Annotated in this window: 15 protein-coding genes; 11 read left to right on the top strand and 4 right to left on the bottom strand. The window is 72.2% G+C overall.

Features of this window, described 5'->3' with window-relative positions:
- Positions 1–105: 105 nt before the first annotated feature.
- Positions 106–1,308 carry a PucR family transcriptional regulator gene (locus ACWEVN_RS38965; protein WP_452054618.1) on the bottom strand — a complete coding sequence of 401 codons (1,203 nt, stop codon included), beginning with the start codon at positions 1,306–1,308 and terminating at the stop codon, positions 106–108.
- A 179-nt stretch (positions 1,309–1,487) separates the two neighbouring features.
- On the opposite strand from ACWEVN_RS38965, the gene ACWEVN_RS38970 reads away from it, so the two are divergent.
- Together ACWEVN_RS38970 and ACWEVN_RS38975 are read left to right on the top strand one after the other, a co-directional pair.
- Entirely contained in the window at positions 1,488–2,684 is a 1,197-nt protein-coding gene (locus tag ACWEVN_RS38970; protein WP_452054619.1) for a PucR family transcriptional regulator, read from the top strand.
- 144 nt (positions 2,685–2,828) lie between these two features.
- Entirely contained in the window at positions 2,829–3,539 is a 711-nt protein-coding gene (locus ACWEVN_RS38975) for a GNAT family N-acetyltransferase (RefSeq protein ID WP_452054620.1), read from the top strand.
- Here ACWEVN_RS38975 and ACWEVN_RS38980 read toward each other — a convergent pair.
- Positions 3,429–3,959 (bottom strand): GtrA family protein, encoded by a 531-nt coding sequence (locus tag ACWEVN_RS38980; protein WP_449681179.1) that lies wholly within the window; start codon positions 3,957–3,959, stop codon positions 3,429–3,431. The two genes, ACWEVN_RS38975 and ACWEVN_RS38980, sit on opposite strands and share 111 nt — an antisense overlap.
- 38 nt (positions 3,960–3,997) lie before the next feature.
- Here ACWEVN_RS38980 and ACWEVN_RS38985 point away from each other — a divergent pair, with 38 nt between their 5' ends.
- On the top strand, positions 3,998–4,609 hold the full coding sequence (locus ACWEVN_RS38985) for a hypothetical protein (protein WP_452054621.1): 612 nt from the start codon (positions 3,998–4,000) through the stop codon (positions 4,607–4,609).
- Here the strand turns inward: ACWEVN_RS38985 and ACWEVN_RS38990 are convergent, their stop codons facing one another.
- Both ACWEVN_RS38990 and ACWEVN_RS38995 read right to left on the bottom strand, forming a co-directional pair.
- A complete protein-coding gene (locus ACWEVN_RS38990) occupies positions 4,610–5,800 on the bottom strand; it encodes a lipase family protein (RefSeq protein WP_452054622.1) in 1,191 nt (396 codons plus the stop codon).
- Positions 5,797–6,360 (bottom strand): hypothetical protein, encoded by a 564-nt coding sequence (locus ACWEVN_RS38995; RefSeq protein ID WP_449681176.1) that lies wholly within the window; start codon positions 6,358–6,360, stop codon positions 5,797–5,799. Before ACWEVN_RS38995 ends, ACWEVN_RS38990 begins: the two co-directional genes overlap by 4 nt.
- Before the next feature lie 318 nt (positions 6,361–6,678).
- Between ACWEVN_RS38995 and ACWEVN_RS39000 the strand changes: the two genes are divergently transcribed.
- The 8 genes from ACWEVN_RS39000 (at position 6,679) to ACWEVN_RS39035 (ending at position 14,587) form a co-directional block, all read left to right on the top strand.
- Positions 6,679–7,911: a DUF6801 domain-containing protein gene (locus ACWEVN_RS39000; protein ID WP_449681175.1), complete on the top strand. Its 1,233-nt coding sequence runs from the start codon at positions 6,679–6,681 to the stop codon at positions 7,909–7,911.
- Positions 7,912–7,997: 86 nt separating this feature from the next.
- Positions 7,998–9,044 (top strand): DUF6801 domain-containing protein, encoded by a 1,047-nt coding sequence (locus ACWEVN_RS39005; RefSeq protein WP_452054623.1) that lies wholly within the window; start codon positions 7,998–8,000, stop codon positions 9,042–9,044.
- 34 nt (positions 9,045–9,078) lie between these two features.
- Positions 9,079–10,416 carry a DUF2252 domain-containing protein gene (locus ACWEVN_RS39010; protein WP_452054624.1) on the top strand — a complete coding sequence of 446 codons (1,338 nt, stop codon included), beginning with the start codon at positions 9,079–9,081 and terminating at the stop codon, positions 10,414–10,416.
- 181 nt (positions 10,417–10,597) lie between these two features.
- Positions 10,598–11,800, top strand: coding sequence for a PP2C family protein-serine/threonine phosphatase (locus ACWEVN_RS39015; RefSeq protein WP_452054625.1), 1,203 nt, complete (start codon positions 10,598–10,600; stop codon positions 11,798–11,800).
- On the top strand, positions 11,790–13,352 hold the full coding sequence (locus ACWEVN_RS39020) for a sensor histidine kinase (protein ID WP_452054626.1): 1,563 nt from the start codon (positions 11,790–11,792) through the stop codon (positions 13,350–13,352). The genes ACWEVN_RS39015 and ACWEVN_RS39020 overlap by 11 nt, the downstream gene beginning before the upstream one ends.
- Complete coding sequence (locus ACWEVN_RS39025; protein ID WP_452054627.1) at positions 13,349–13,789, top strand: response regulator; 441 nt, start codon at positions 13,349–13,351, stop codon at positions 13,787–13,789. Before ACWEVN_RS39020 ends, ACWEVN_RS39025 begins: the two co-directional genes overlap by 4 nt.
- A gap of 34 nt (positions 13,790–13,823) precedes the next feature.
- Entirely contained in the window at positions 13,824–14,180 is a 357-nt protein-coding gene (locus tag ACWEVN_RS39030) for an STAS domain-containing protein (RefSeq protein WP_310967262.1), read from the top strand.
- Entirely contained in the window at positions 14,177–14,587 is a 411-nt protein-coding gene (locus tag ACWEVN_RS39035; protein WP_449681168.1) for an ATP-binding protein, read from the top strand. The genes ACWEVN_RS39030 and ACWEVN_RS39035 overlap by 4 nt, the downstream gene beginning before the upstream one ends.
- Positions 14,588–14,645: the final 58 nt, after the last annotated feature.

Below are 14,645 nucleotides of genomic sequence, written 5' to 3' on the forward strand. Positions count from 1 at the left end.
GTGCATCTGACGCACCCAATGTGGCGTTCGGTGCGTTGGACGCACCCAACGCCACATTGGGGCGCTTGAGGACCTGCGGGCCGGCAGCCGGCAGCCGGCAGGCGGTCAGGACTCCGGCGGGCGGTGGGCGCGCATCAGCCGTTGCGCCCGCAACGCCAGCTGCATGCCCAAGCGGTCGTCGGCGTCCTTCAGCCGGTCGCCGAACAGCTCCTCCAGCTGGCGCAAGCGATTGCGGACCGTCTGCGGGTGGACCCCCAGCCGCTGGGCGATCTCCGGCGCGCCGCCGCGTGTCTCCAGCCAGGCCAGGAGGGTCTCGCTCAGCCTGTCGCGCTGCTTTTCGCTCAGCGACGCGAACGGGTCCAGGCTCTGCCGGGCCAGCTCGGCCGCCAGGAAGTCCTCGGCCAGGAGCCAGAGCGTCGCCAGGTGGTCGCGGCACCAGATGATCGGGCCGGGGACGTCCGGGCCGGACAGCAGCAGCGCCCGCCGGGCCGTGCGCAGGGCCGCCGGGGCGTCGGCCAGGGGGACCGTCGGGGAGACCGCCGCGCGCCAGCCGTCCAGCTTCACCGCGAGCGGGGCCAGGTCGGCGTCCGGGTCGCCGGTCAGGAGGTACGGCTCGGGTCCGTCGAGGTCGGCGAGGACGCCGTCGCCGAGCAGGTCCGCCGGGAAGTCCGCCGCGTCGGGGCCGCGCTCGAGGGCCACCATCGCCGCCGTCTCCGGCAGGGGCCAGCCCGCTCCGCCCGCCAAGCCCGCGATGCTGCTCGCCGACCCTTCCGGGGCGCCCGCGATCAGCTCCAGCAGCCGCCTCCGCCGGACCGGGACCGCACCCTCAGCCTCGGCCTGCGCCTGCTGGTAGCCCTCGATCGCGGTGGCGCACAGCTCGTCGACGTAGGCGAAGATGGCCTCCGCGGCGACCGAGATGACGGCCGGGTCGACGCCGGCCGCGACCACCCCCGGGTGCATCGCGCGCCAGGCGACCCGGGCCCCGATCGTGGCGCTGTCCTGCAGCGCGTCGAGGTTGCGGCCCTCGGTGAACTCGATCCGGCCGCGGCCGCGGTAGAACTCGATCCAGTGCTCGTGGTCCAGCGCCGGCTCGCCCATCGAGTCGACGCAGTGCTGCACCGCGAACTCGACGCTCTTCACCAGGACCTTGCCGAACACGCCCTTGAGCGGCTGCCCGTAGGCCGGCACCGTGCGCTGCACCTCCTGGATCATCGAGGCCGCCGCGTGCCCGACGTGCGGGCGCAGGCCCGCCCCGAGCGCGCGCGGCAGTGAAGCCAGCAGGCGAAAGCTGCAGTACTCGACCACCAATCCCCCTTCGAGTGCGAGTGTGCGCCGAGCGTATCCGACGCATGTGTCACTGAAAAATCAACGACCGGTTCCCGGAAAGGGTGACGCTCACCCGTCCTTTTGACACGGACGGGTGCGCGTTCTACGCTCCGTGTCAGTATTTCCGAGGAGCCAATTTCCAGTGGAGGACTGAATTCCCCATGCGCGGTTCCGCTGCCTCGGACAGTTCCGTGTGGTCCCGGCTGCCGCACGAGCTCGGTGACGCGGTGCGCCCGCGGATCCCGGAGATCGCCCGGGCCTGCGTCGACGCCATCGCCACCGAGATTCCGGAATATTCTGGGAGATTCGCCGACGGCCCCGGCCGCGCGACCGCGATCGAGCTGGCGCGGCGCGGGATCGAGCGGGACGTCGGCCGCGTCGGCACGCCCGCGCTGTGGCAGGCCGACCGCCTGGCCGGCTTCCGCGGCCACGGGCGCGACGCGTTCCACAGTGGCCTGAGCCGCGAAGCCGTGCAGGCGGCCGTGCGCGTGTCGAGCCGGGTCACCTGGCGGTGGATCGCCGACATCGCGCGGGAAGCGGGGCTGTCCAGCGACGTCCTGTACGGCGCCGCCGAGGGGATGTTCGCCGACGTCGAGACGTCGATGGCGGCCGTCGCGGAGGGGTACAGCGCGGCCGAGGCGGCGGTGTCGGGCACGGGCGAACGGCACCGCCGGCTGCTGCGCGCGTTGCTCGGCGGCCGGACGCCGGCCGAAGTGGACGGTCTGATCGCGGTGTCCGGGCTGCCGGTGCCCGAGCGGGTGGCGGCGGTGGCGTTCCGCGCGCTGCCGGGCGCGCCGGAGTTCCCGCCCGGCCTGCTCCCGGAGCACGTCCCGGCGGACCCGGCCGGCGACCCGCCGGCGGCGCTGACCCCGGCCCCGGACGTCGACCTGATCGGCTTGACGGGTCTGCCCCCGGGCTGGACGGCGGCGGTCGGCCCCCTGGTCCCGCCATCGGACGCGCCCGAGTCGTTCCGCATCGCCCGCCGGGCGGTGGACCTGGCCGCCCGGGGGCTGCTGGACGCACCAGGCCCGGTGATCTGGTGCCGCGACCACGTGACGACGCTGTTGTTGCTCGCGGACGAGTTCCTGGTCGGCCAGCTGGCGTCGACGACGCTCGAGCCGCTGGCGGGCCTGCCCGAGCGTCGGCGGGAGCAGCTGGCGGAGACGTTGCTGGCGCTGGTCCGGACCCGCGGCAGCGCGCCCGAGCTGGGCCGCCTGCTCGACCTGCACCCGCAGACGGTCCGCGCCCGGCTGAAGAAGCTGAGCGAGCTGTTCGGCGACCGCCTGGACGACCCGGCCGAGCGCCTCCGCCTGGAGCTGGCGTTGCTGGCGGAACGGGCCCTGCCGGACCTCGGCTGACGGGCCGGCCTCGTGCCCGGGCGGACGACGCGCGTGATCGGAGGGTCGACACGCGTGTTTGGGGGGTCGACACGTGAATGGACTGGTTCGGGCGGGCCGGATTGGCTCGTGGCTGGGGGCCGGGGTCGCTTTAGGCTGGCCGGTATGACCGGATTGCTCACCGAGCGGCTGCGCCAAGCCTCCGAGAACGCCGTCGCCATGTGGAGCACCCTGGCCCGTTCGCGGGGGGACCGCGTCGAAGACCACGCCGGCTTCAGCGTCGTCGACGGGCGCCGGTTCCGGATCATGCTGCGGACCGCGACACCCGGCGACGCCGCCGTCGAGGAGCTGAGCGCGCTCGCCGAGGAGAGGCGGGCCGAGGGGCGGGCCGTCGTCGTCGAAGATCCCTTCCGGGCCCTTGACCTGACCCACCTCGGGATGACCGCCGGGCAACTGCCCGTGATGGCCCGCGAGCCCGGGTCCGCCCCGGCAGCCGACGGCGTCGAGCGCATCCGGACCGCCGCCGACCTGGCCGGAGCCGAAGATCTCATCGTCCGCGGGTTCCCGCTGGAGGAATACCAGCCCCACCGCCCCGGCAGTGTCTTCCCGGACCCCCTCCTGCAGCAGGCCACCGCGTTCTTCCGCAAGGGCGGCCAGGGCGCCTGCCTCACCATGGCCCACGGCGGCGTCGGCGGCGTCTACTGGGTGACCACCCTGCCCGAACACCGCTCCCGGGGCGTCGGGCGCGCGCTGATGCACGCCGTTCTACGGCACTTCGAGGGCCTGCCCGTCACGCTGACCGCCTCGCGGTCCGGGCGGCCCCTCTACGAGAAGCTGGGCTTCACCACCCTCGGCGACGCGAACTGGTGGCGCTGACGGGAACACCCACCGCCGGTAGCCGAACCAGCGGAACGCCGTCCCCGCCAGGGTGCCCAGCAGCATCCCGGCGACGAAGTCCGCGACCTCCTGCGTCCAGTAGCCCACGTGCGGCACCGACAGGTGCAGCACGTACCGCGACACCAGCGCCGGCACCAGGTTCACCGCCACCGCGCCCGCGTTGACCGCGAAGAACAGGGTCGCCTCCCGCAGCCGCCCGTGGCCGCCGCGGGAGGCGAACGACCAGCGGCGGGACAGCAGGTACGCGAACGCCGTCGAGACGATCGTGGCGATCGCGAGGGCCGTCACCGGCTTCTCACGGCACACGGTGAGCTTCAGGCTGTAGTCGCCCAGTAGGGTGACCGCGTACGCGGCCAAGCCGACGACGGCGAAGCGGAGCAGCTCTCGCGGCTCAGGCATGGTTCCTCCAGGTGACGCCGAACGGGTGGAGGTTTTCGATGGCACGCACAGGCGGTGAGGGTGAGCTCCCCTCGGTCGCCGAGCTGGTGAACCTTTCGCAGACGAAGCCGCTGATGATCCGCGGTGAACTCGACGCGAAGCTCGCCGAAGAAGCGGCGGCCACCGAACCCGATCCCACGCCGGATCCGCTGGCCGTCCTCGACGCCGAGCTGGCCGCGGACGACGCCGGAGACAGCCGCCCGCAGGAGGCGCCGCCCGCCGACCGGACCCGCCGCGCGAAGCCGTACGTCCTCGCCGCGGGCGCGGCCGTCGGGCTCGGGCTGGCCGTCGTCGTGCTGCTCCAGCCGCACCAGGTGGGCGGGACCGCCGTGCCGCCGCCCGGCGCGCCCGCCCCGGTCGTGCCGCCGCCGACCTCCAGTGAAGCCGTCGAGACGATGAGCGCCTCGGCCGCGCCGCCGCCGCTCACCGCCGAGGTCCGGCACAGCACGGCCGAGACCACCAGCGCGCCGGCCGGTGCCGGGCGCAAGCCCGCACGCGCCGACGCGCCGACGCCGACCTCGGCGTCACCGGAAGACCAGTGGCGCGAGTACGTCAGCTCGGTGATGAGCTCGTGGCAGCAGCAGCACCCCCGCGGCGGCCGGAACCGCTGATCAGCAGCTCGCCGGGGCCGGTTTCCCGGCGATCCGGTCCTTCACGAAGGCCAGGACGTCGGCGTTGCCGGTGTAGACCAGCGTGATGTGGTCGGTGTCGTAGGTCTGCCACGTCTCCTGGACGCCGGCCGCGCAGTACGCCTTGTGCAGGCTGTCGGCCTGCGCGAACTGCACCAGCTGGTCGCCGGTCGCGTGGTAGAGGAACACCGGCACCCGCGGCGGGGTCCCGCCGAGCTTGTTCTCGTTCAGCCGCGCCACCCACGCGGGCTTGATGTAGCCCGGGCCGGTCGTGTAGTCCGCGATCTTCTGGTTCGCGTACGTCGTGAGCAGCTCGAACGTGCACGCGCTCTGCTGCATCTCGGCCAGCTTCGCCCGGCCGTTGTCGCTGAGGAACGAGTCGAGCTGCAGCTCGGGATACGCCTGATCGAGGCCGAGCAGCGCGTAGGCGAAGACGCCGAAGCCGAACTTGCCGTCGAGCTGCAGCGTCACCTGGACCAGGTCGGCCGGCACGCCACCGGCCGCGATGCCGACGAGGTTCAGCTCCGGCGCGTACGTCGGCTGCAGCTCGCCCGCCCACGCCGCGGCGCCGCCACCCTGGGAATACCCGCGGAAGACGACCTTCGCCGACGCCGACAGCCCGGCCGCGCCGAGCCGCTGGGCCGCGCGGACCGCGTCGATCACCGCGGGACCCTCGGACCGGCCCACGACGTACGTCGTCTTCGGGGCCGGCTGGTAGCCCTCGTAGTCCGGAACGGCGACGGCGTACCCCGCGTCGAGCAGGTCGTCGAGGCCGGGCTGCTCGTAGAAGGCGCCGATGTCGATCATCTTCGACGGCGTGCAGGCGAACGCCGGGCCGTGCGTGCCCGGGGCGAACGCGACGATCGGCGCCGTCGCGCGGTCGGCGGTCTTCGGCACCAGGACCGTGCCGGTGACGGCGTCGGGCTGCCCGAGCGCGTTCGTCGACAGGTACATCACCTGCCAGGCGTCGACCGACGCGTGCCGGGGGCCGGCGTTCGACGGCCGCCACCGGATGACGTCCCCCGGCTTGCCCGCCGGCAACGGGGACGGCGGCACGTAGAACGCGTCGTCGGCCGGGGCGGGCGCGGCGGGCGCGGCGGCGGCCACCGCCGGTGCGGAGGCCGTGGCCAGGACCAGCGCCACCAGCGCGGCGAGCACGCGGCGGGCGGTCACGCGCCGGTCCCGTAGACGCGCTTGCAGGTCGCGGACTCGCTGAAGGCCAGGTTCAGCTCGGGGTTCGCCTTGAGGTCCTTGATCGGGCCCTCCGGGTCGGCCAGCTGCCCCATGGTCGAGTCCGCCTCGGAGATGACCTTGCGCAGGCTGGGCTGGTCGGTCACCTTCGCCTGCTCCATCTTGGTCTTCGTTTCGGCGAGCTTGGTCTTCGTCTCGGTGAGGTTGCCGGTCGCCTTGTCCACAACGGACTGTCCATCCGGGACGGGCGGAACACCGGCGCCGTGCAGGCCGCCCGCCATGTCGTCGAGGGCCGAACCCAGGCGCCCCAGGAAGTCCACCATCGCGTCCCGGGTCTTCACCGGGTCGGCTTCGTCGACGGCGGGCGGCTGGGAGAGCTTCGCCGAGCCCGCGGCCACGCCGGTGCACACCTTGTCGACCCAGGCGAGCGCCGCGGGGTCGGCGTGCCGGCCCGGGTCGGGCGGGGTGTCCGAAGCGCACGCGGCGCACGACAGAACCGCGGCCGCCGACATCACGAGCACCGCGCTGTGCATTCTTTTCATGGGTTTCGAAGCTACGCGTCACGGAACTGGGCGGGCAAGGAGAGAATGGGTGGTTGGCACGTGCGTCAACATTCCGGAGCCCGGATTTGTCACGCGCGTCAGCGGTTCGAAGGTGCCGCTGGGCTGGGGAAACCTTCCCGGTCCTGCTAGGAAACCGGGCGGTCTGACGTGCCGGTGTGACAATTTGCGGTATCCGTGTGGCCTTTTTACCGAAAGCTCTTGATCGGTGCCACCGGCGCTCGTTAGCTTACGGTCCGGCCGCGATTACGTGAAACGCGCCGCCGTTTCGTATCACTGTTGATACACGGAAGGACCATCGTGAGTCACCCAAGAGGCAAGAAGAAGACGGTCGCGGCCGCCGCGGCCGCGGGTGCGGTCGGGCTCATCGCCACCGCGCTCGTGGTCGGCGCCCAGGCCAGCGCCGCCGATCCGATTTCGCTGACGCTGAACTACCACTGCACCTTCCCGCTGGTGGGTTCCCAGTCGCTGAAGGTGGTGATCAACACCGACCTGCCGACCACGGTGAACACCGGGCAGCCGACCGGCGCGTTCGACATCAAGGCCGTGTCCACCATCAACGCGGACACCGTCAGCGGCCTGAGCCTGATCGGCGCCACCACGCTGGAAGGCACCGCCACGGCCAGCGCGACCGTCGCCGCGCCGAGCCTCAACCTGCCGGTCAGCGTGCCGATCACGCTGGACAAGACGAACATCCCGGCGTCCGGGGAGATGAACATCAACGCGGCCGGCAAGACGCCGTCGCTGACGTTCACCCAGGCCGGCCAGGCGAAGATCACCGTGGGCGACCTGAACCTCAAGGTCACCCCGCGCAAGGCCGACGGGTCGGTCACCGGCATCACGCCGGACGGCACGATCGACGCGCCCTGCACGCAGGACAGCGGCCAGAACAACACCCTGGCCACGATCACCATCAACGGCGGTGGCGGGCCGACCACGACCCCGCCCACCACGACCCCGCCGGTCACCACGCCGCCGACGACCACGCCGCCGGTGACGACCCCGCCCACCACCACGCCGCCGGGCGGGGGCATCAAGTACTCGTTCGGCATCACCGGCCAGACCGCGCTGAAGTCGCTCGGCAGCACCGCGCCGATCACCGGTTCGTTCGACGCCGACGTCAACCTGTCGGCCAAGACGTTCACCGGCAGCCTGCAGCTGGACCCGACGCACACCGACTTCAAGCTGTTCGGCTTCCTGCAGGGCAGCTCGGACGTCAAGGTCGTGCAGAACGGCCCGCAGACCGGCGAGCTGGTGGGCACCGGCTTCAAGGCGCACATCAAGTTCGACACGTTCCTCACCACGGTCAACCTGTTCGGCATCCCGATCAGCACCGACCCGAAGTGCGGCACGGTCAGCTCCTCGACCAGCGAGATGACCACCGGTCCCGACTTCGACCTGCTCAAGGGCGGCAAGCTGTCGGGCACGTACTCGCTGTCCGCGCTGCAGAACTGCGGGGCGTTCAACGACATCATCAGCGCCTTCGCCAAGAGCGACGGCAACTCGCTGAACCTGACCCTCGCCAAGAAGTGACCTGATCTGCCGGCCCTCGCCGCGCGCCGACCGTGCCGCGGCGGGGGCCGGTGCCACACCCGGAACACCCGAGGAAGGGATCGCCCGTGCGGATCGCCCGGTCGTTGCTCGCCGCCTGCGTGATCGCCTGCGCCGTTGCCACACCCGCTTCGGCGTCGACGCCGATCGACAAGAAGCTGAGCTTCACCTGCCCGTTCCCGCTGATCGGCCTGCAGCAGCTGGCGGTGGAGGTCAAGGCCGCGTTCGAAGTGCCGACCGCACCGGGTGGCACGTTCACGACGAGCGACCTCGCGGTCTCGGTGACCGTGCCCGACAAGTCCGCCCGCGGGCTGGCCCTGGTCGGCGCGGCGAGCATCGAAGGGACGGCGTCCGCAGGGGTGACGCTGACCAACGGCCCGCTGACGCTGCCGCTGAGCCTCCCGCTGACGGTGGCGAAGACCGCGGTGCCGCCGTCGGGGGCGTTCACCACGCAGGCGTCCGGTTCGGTCCCGCCGGTCCAGCTGCCGAACGCGGGCAGGACGACGCTGACGATCGGCGGCTTCAGCGCCCGGCTGACACCGAAGAAGGCGGACGGCTCCTACACCGGGCTGGGCTCGTTCACCTCCGACTGCACGCTCGACCCCGGCCAGGACCCGGTGCTGCTCGGCTTCGACCTGGGGTCTTCGCGCGAATACCGCGTGACCGGCTCGACGACGCTGCCGGCCCTCGGGGCGACCGCGCCGCTCACCGGGTCGTTCGCGGTACCGGCGTTCAGCCCGGCGTTCGACCGGACCCGGGCGGAGTTCAAGGTGTTCGGGTTCGTGCCCGGGACAGCCGACCTTCAGTTCAGCCCGGACGGCCCGCAGACCGGCGAGCTCACCGGTGACGGCTTCGTCGCGCACGCGAAGCTGGCGCTGGCGTTGCCCCGGGTGACGTTGTTCGGGCTGCCGGTCGCGGACGCCGGGTGCCGGGCGAGCGCTTCGATCCCGGTCGACCTGAAGACGGGCGCCGGGTTCGCGCTCGCGTCGGGCGGGCCGGTGAGCGGGCAGTACGCCATCCCGCCGCTGACCGGCTGCGGCACGTTCACGGCGTACCTCAGCTCGCTGGTCCAAAGTGACAGCAACACGTTCGCCGTCACGTTGACCGCGCGCTGACTGCCGCTCACCTTCCGCGCGTATACCTGGAGGAATGCGCCGAACCACTGTGGGGACCCTGGTCGTTGTCACGCTGCTCGCCACCGCCGCGCCCGGGGAGGCGGCCGGCCTGAGCCGGGATCCGGTGGCGGTGATCCACGACCGGGACCACGCGTTGCACGTCCTCAACGCCGGCGCGACCGACGACGAGCTGACGCTGCGGACGCAGGCGCTGGCGTCGAGCGCGTGGGCGTTCTTCCGGGGTACTTCGCCGCTCTACTACCGCGACCTCGGCGAACTGCCGCCGTCGGCCTACGCCACCGCGGGCGGGGACGTGTGGCTGACCGGTGACGCGCACCTGGAGAACACCGGCGCCGACCGCGGGGCCGACAACGAAGAGCAGTTCGCGCTGAACGACACCGACGACGCCTGGCGCGGTTCCTGGACGTGGGAGCTGCGCCGCGAAGCCGTGTCGATCGTCCTCGCCGGCCGGGCGGACGGCCGCAGCGCGAGCCAGATCGCCACCGACGTCGACACCTTCGTCGCCGAGTACGCGCAGTGGATCGCCAAGTTCCACGGGACCGGTGACGAAGCGAACTGGCGGCTGACCTCGGGCAACACGTCCGACCTCGTCGGGGACCTGATCGACGACGCCGCGGGGGACAAGCGGGCCGACCTGATCGCGAAGTGGACCACCGGCGGCCACTTCAAGAGCGATCCGCAGCTGCCGACGGTGTCCGCGGCGATTCGCACCCAGCTCGTCACCGCCATCGCGGCCTACCGGACCACCGCGGGCCGGCCGCTCAAGGCGTCCGAAGCCGTCGTGAAGGACGTGCGGCGGCGGACCGGTGCGGGCACCGGAAGCCTCGGCCGCTTCCGCTGGTACGTCCTCGTCGAGGGCGACACGACGGCGAATTCCGACGACCGGATCCTGGAGCTCAAGCAGGAGGTCGACCCGGCGCCCAAGGAGCTCGCGCCGAACGCCACCACCCTCACCGGCGGGCAGCGGCCGGCCCTGGCCCTGCGCTGGCTCGCCGACCAGTCGGACCCGCTGGCCGGCTGGGCGAGCGTCGGCAGCACACCGGTGCTGGTCAAGGAGAAGTCCCCGTTCGCCGAAGACCTGGAGATCGGCGACCTGACGACGTCGGCGATCTGGGACGACACCGTCCGCGACGTCGCCCGCCTGCTCGCCGCCGCGCACTCGCGGGCCGACCAGGACATCGCCGGCACCGGGGTGACGTACTCGGCGGACGCGGCGATCGATGGCGCGATCACGTCCGTCTCCGGGCTGCAGGCCGAGACGCGGGCGTTCGCGACGAGCTACGCCGACCAGGTCACCCGCGACTGGCAGGCGTACGTGACCGCGAAGAACAGCGGGCGGCCGCTCTTCTGAGGCGTCCCGCGAGGCGGTGTCCGGCTGTCATCCGAACCGTTATCCACCAGGTGTCACACCGGGGTGCTATAAAACGCTACCCCGATGGGACCGGTTTCGCGGCCGTAGGCGGCCGCTGCCGGTGCCGCTAGGGTGATCGTCTGGATGTGCTGGCTCAAGAGCAGCCGAACGGGAGACGCCGGTGACCGCCGCGCTCGACTCATCGTGGGATCCCCGCACGCGCCTGCGGGTGCTCCTGATCGAGGACGACGACGGCGACGCCCTGCTGGTCGAAGAGATGCTGGCGGACACGAACGTGCCGTACGTGCTCGAACGCGTCGAGACGCTCTCCGCCGCGCTCAACGGCCCGCTCACCGCCGACTGCGTCGTGCTCGACCTCCAGCTGCCCGACGCGATGGGCCTGAGCGGGCTGACCAAGCTCGGGCAGCACGCCCCCGGGGTCGCGGTGGTCGTCCTGACCGGGCAGCACGACCAGGCCGCCGGCGTCGCCGCGGTCGCCGCCGGCGCGCAGGACTACCTGGTCAAGGACCAGGTCGACGGCCCGCTGCTGGTCAAGGCGCTGGCGTTCGCGCGGGAACGCAAGCGCGCCGAGCAGGTCGAGCAGCAGTTCCTCCAGCAGCAGCTGCTCGCCCGGGAGAACGCGCGGCTCGAACGCGGCTTGCTGCCCAGCCCGCTGCTGCGCGACCCCCACCTCGACCTGGCCGCCCGCTACCGGCCCGGCCGCAACGGTTCCCTGCTGGGCGGCGACTTCTACGACGCCATCGAGCTCGACGACGGCACCGTGCACATGATGATCGGCGACGTCTGCGGCCACGGCCCGGACGAGGCCGCGCTCGGCGTCGCGCTGCGGATCGCGTGGCGCTCGCTGGTGATGGCCGGCCTGCCGATGCCCGACGTGCTGAGCATGGTCGAGCGGGTCCTGGTGCACGAGCGGATCGAGCCGCTGTTCGCCACCGTCTGCATGGTCGTCGTGGCGCCGGACCGAAGATCCCTGCGCCTGTCGCTGGCCGGGCACCTGCCGCCGCTGCTGCTCACCCCCGGCGACGGGCACCTGCTCTCCGGCGAGCGCCTCGGCGTCCCGCTCGGCGTCGTCGAGGGCGCCAAGTGGGACGCGCTGGAAGTGCCCCTGGAGCCCGGGTGGTCCCTGATGCTGTACACCGACGGCGTGTTCGAGGGCCGCGTCGGCGCCGGGTCCGAACGGCTGGGGCACGAGCGGATGGCCGCGCTGGTGCTCGACATCAAGCGCGGCACCGGGCTCGACAGCCACGCGCTGCTCGACGAGCTGATCGCCCGCGCCGAACGGCTCAACTCCGGCCCGCTCGACGACGACGTCGCCCTCGCCCTGCTCAGCCACGACCCGGAAGCCGAGGCCGATGAGCGCTGACGTACGCGGCTGGCCCATCCGCCGCCGGCTGGTGCTGCTCGCCGCCGCCGAGACCGTGCTGCTGGTCGTCGCGCTGATCGCGGCCGGCATCGCGCTGCACAACCTGACCGAGGCCCGGACGCGCCTGCTCGACGTGATCGCGCCACAGCGCCTCGCCGCGACCCAGCTGTCGACCGCCCTGCTGAACCAGGAAAGCGGGGTCCGCGGCTACCAGCTCGGCCGGCAGCCGGCCTTCCTGGTGCCCTACACCGACGGGATGCGGGCCCAAGCCGACGCGGTGACGCAGCTGCGGCAGCTCGGCGCGACCCCGGGCACGCAGATCGGTGACGACCTCGACGCCGTGCTGCGGGCGGCCACCGCCTGGCAGGACGCGGCCGCGCCGACCATCGCACCCACCGCCCCGCCGGTCACGACGGACCAGGTCGAACGCGGCCGGGCGCTGTTCGTCGACGTGCGCAAGGCTCTCGACACCCAGCTCGACCACCTCGCTTCGATCCGCGACACCGGCCGCGGCGACCTCGACGCGGCGGCGAGCTTCCTGAACGCGATGTTCGTGGTCGTCGCCGTGCTCGTCCTGCTGCTGTTCGCGTTCCTGTTCTTCGGCCTGCGGCAGGTCGTCACCCGGCCGATCCTCCGGCTGGCCGGGCAGGTCCGCCGGGTCGCCGACGCCGACGTCCACAGCCCGGTGCGGGGGAGCGGACCGCGGGAGATCGCCCAGCTCGGCGCGGACGTCGAGGCGATGCGGCAGCGCATCCTCGACGAGGTGGCCGAGCTCGAGCGGGCGCACGCGCTGCTGGACCGGCGCACGCGCGAGGCGGAAGAGTCCAACGCGATGCTGGACCGGCGCACCCGCGAGCTGGAGCGGTCCAACGCCGACCTCGAGCAGTTCGCCTACGTCGCTTCGCACGACCTGCAGGAACCGCTGCGGAAGGTGGCGAGCTTCTGCCAGCTGCTCCAGCGGCGCTACCAGGGCCTGCTCGACGAGCGCGGCGAGCAGTACATCGAGTACGCCGTCGACGGCGCGAAGCGGATGCAGGTGCTGATCAACGACCTGCTGGCCTTCTCGCGGGTCGGCCGCAAACCGGGCGAGCACGTCGTCGCCGACGCGGGTGCGCTGGCCGACGACGCGATCGCGAACCTCGAGGTGGCGTTGTCGCTGAGCGGCGGCAAGGTCAGCCGCGGTGAGCTGCCCGAGGTGCGTGTCGAGCCGGCGCTGGTGACGGCGGTGTTCCAGAACCTCATCGGCAACGCGCTGAAATTCAAGGGCGAGACGCCGCCGGAGGTCCGGGTCAGCGCCGAGCGCGATGGCGACGACTGGGTGTTTTCGGTGTCGGACAACGGGATCGGCATCGACGCCGAGTACGCCGAACGGGTGTTCGCGCTGTTCCAGCGGCTGCACACGCGGTCGGCTTACCCGGGCACCGGGATCGGCCTGGCCCTGTGCCGCCGGATCGTCGAGTACCACGGCGGCCGGATCTGGCTCGACACCGAAGCCGCGGACACCACCTTCCGCTTCACCCTGCCGGCCGCCGAGGAAGGGGGCACCGCGTGACGCAGCAGCCCGCCCCGATCGACATCCTGCTCGTCGAGGACGACCCGGGTGACGTCCTGATGACCCGGGAAGCCTTCGCGCACCACAAGATCCGCAACCCGCTGCACGTCGCCGAGGACGGTGTCGAAGCGCTGCGGTTCCTCAAGCGGGAAGGGCCGTTCGGCGAGGCGCCGCGGCCGGCGCTGATCCTGCTCGACCTCAACCTGCCCCGCAAGGACGGCCGGGAGCTGCTCGGCGAGATCAAGCAGGACCCGGGGCTGCGCACGATCCCGGTGGTCGTGCTGACCACGTCCGAAGCGGAGGAGGACATTCTGCGCAGCTACGAGCTGCACGCCAACGCCTACGTCACCAAGCCGGTCGACTTCGAGAAGTTCGTCGAAGTGGTCCGGAAGATCGACGATTTCTGGGTGACCGTGGTGAAGCTCCCGCATCGGTAGCCGTTTGGCGGGGAGTGCGGCACGATGGGAGGCCGTGACCCCTTCGACGCCGGACCTGCCCGCCACCGAGCTGGCGGTGACGCTCGACTGGCGGGGCCGAGCCGCGGTGCTGGCCGTGGCGGGGGAGATCGACCTGGTCAGCGCGCCGGAGTTCGGGGAAGTCGTCGACGTGGTGCTGGCCCGCGGGCCGGAGAAGCTGGTGGTCGATCTGCGTGAAGTGACGTTCTTCTGCTCGGCGGGGCTGCAGGTGCTCGCGGCGGCCCACCGCAGGCTGGCCGAGCGCGCGTTGTGCGTGGTGAGCGATTCCCCGGTGACGTCGGGTCCGTTGAAGACGACCGGGCTCGACACGTGGATCGGTGTCCACCCGACCGTCGACGAAGCACTCGCATGACCCCGCAACCGTTCCGCTGCCACGACGTCCCGGCGGCGCCCGGCGCCCTCCGCAGCCTGCGGCACGACCTGATGGCGTGGGTGCTGGCGGCGGGCGTCGACGAGGCCCGGGCCGGCGACATCGTGCTGGCCAGTTACGAGGCACTGGCGAACGTGGCCGACCACGCCTACGACGGTTCGGGCGACGGGCTCGTGGACGTCGACGCCACGCTCCTGCCCGGCCGGCTCGAGGTGGTGATCACCGACCACGGGCAGTGGCGGACCCCGGTGCCGGACACCCGCGCGGTGTCGTTGCGCGGCCGGGGATTGCTGCTGCTGCGGGCGAGCGCCGACCGCGCGGACATCACGTCCGGCGATTCCGGCACGGTCGTGACGCTCACCTGGGACCTCGACGCGGTCAAGCCCTGACCCAAGCGCCCCAATGTGGCGTTGGGTGCGCTGGACGCACCCAATGTGGCGTTCGGTG

It is taken from the genome of Amycolatopsis sp. NPDC003861, assembly GCF_053605405.1.